Raw genomic sequence first — 1,624 nt, forward strand, 5'->3', positions numbered from 1 at the left:
GGCATCGGCGAAGCCGATCTCGGAGAGCCGGGCGAGGCGGACCAGCGTCTCGCTCCAGCGCTCGACCCGGGCGCGGACCGACGCGTCGGCGGCGACCAGCACCAGCGGCACCTGGGCGCCGGCCGGCACGTTGGTCTCGGAGCGGGCCGAGCGGATCTCGGAGATCAGATCGACCAGCCAGCCGATCTCGGCCTCGGCCTCCGCGTTCCGGTAGGCCGACAGCTCCGGCCAGGATTCGAGCGCCAGCAGGCCGCGGGGCGCGGGCAGCGCCTCGCCCTTGATCGCCCACAGCTCCTCCGTGAGGAAGGGCATGAACGGGTGCAGCAGCTTGGCGATCTGGTCGATCAGGAAGGCGACCGTGGCTTGCGTCTCCGCCCGCGCGGCCGGATCGACGCCCTCGCCCTGCAGCACGGGCTTGGCGAGTTCGAGATACCAGTCGCAGAACACGTTCCAGACGAAGCGGTAGGCGGCCGCCGCCGCGTCGTTGAAGCGGTAGACGGTGATGGCGTGGGCCACCTCCGCCACCGCCTTGGCGGCCTCGGTGAGCGCCCAGGCGTTGAGCGTCTCGGTCACGGTCTCGGGCCGGTAGTCGGCCTTGAGTTCGCAGCCGTTCATCTCGGCGAAGCGGGCCGCGTTCCAGAGCTTGGTCGCGAAGTTGCGGTAGCCCTCGACCCGCTGGGGCCCGAGCTTGATGTCGCGGCCGGGGGCGGCGAGCGCGGCGAGGGTGAAGCGCAGGGCATCGGCGCCGAAGCGGTCGATGAGATCGACCGGATCGACCACGTTGCCCTTCGACTTCGACATCTTCGCACCCTTCTCGTCGCGGACGAGGGTGTGCAGGTAGACCGTCTCGAACGGGGCCTGATCGGTGAGGTGCAGGCCCATCATCATCATCCGGGCGACCCAGAAGAAGATGATGTCCTTGCCCGTCACCAGGGTGTTGGTGGGGTAGAAGCGGGCGAGCTCCGGCGTCTTGTCCGGCCAGCCGAGCGTCGAGAACGGCCAGAGCGCGGAGGAGAACCACGTGTCGAGGACGTCGGGGTCGCGCCAAATCGAAATAGCTGACTCTTGGCCTGTAATTCGCTCTAGAAGATTACCTATAGCTTCTCCGGGGCTGCCGACAATTTTAGCCGGCATCCCATAGTATTCTTCAGCTTGAGATAAAGCTTCATTCTCCGTTTTCGCAACAAAAATGGCGTAATTATCTCGCCGTTCAGTTGTAACTGGCGTATCAAAGTTCACACTGAGCTGTGTTCCACGATCAGTCTTTGTCGGCCCATACCAAACTGGGATCTGGTGGCCCCACCAGAGCTGGCGTGAGACGCACCACGGCTCGATGTTCTCCAGCCACTGGAAGAAGATCTTCTCGTAGTTGTCCGGGACGAAGCGGGTCTTGCCGTCGCGCACCGCCTGGAGTGCCCGTTCGGCCAGCGGCTTGACGTTCACGTACCACTGGTCGGTGAGATACGGCTCGATCACCACGCCTGAACGGTCGCCGTGCGGCACCGCGTGGGTGTTGGGCTCGACCGCGCGCAACCGACCGCGCTCCTCCATCAGGGCGACGACCGCTTTGCGCGCCTCGAATCGGTCGAGGCCGTCGAGCGCCAACGCGGCTTCTTCCGGCTCG

The 1,624-nt window shown here is 65.6% G+C and carries 1 protein-coding gene; it reads right to left on the bottom strand.

Annotated features, from left to right (window positions below):
* Window positions 1–1,624 (bottom strand): class I tRNA ligase family protein (locus tag MFF42_RS15755; protein WP_238256590.1); only part of this gene is annotated, 1,624 nt, incomplete at both ends.

Source organism: Methylorubrum podarium (assembly GCF_022179745.1).
GTDB lineage: Bacteria > Pseudomonadota > Alphaproteobacteria > Rhizobiales > Beijerinckiaceae > Methylobacterium > Methylobacterium podarium.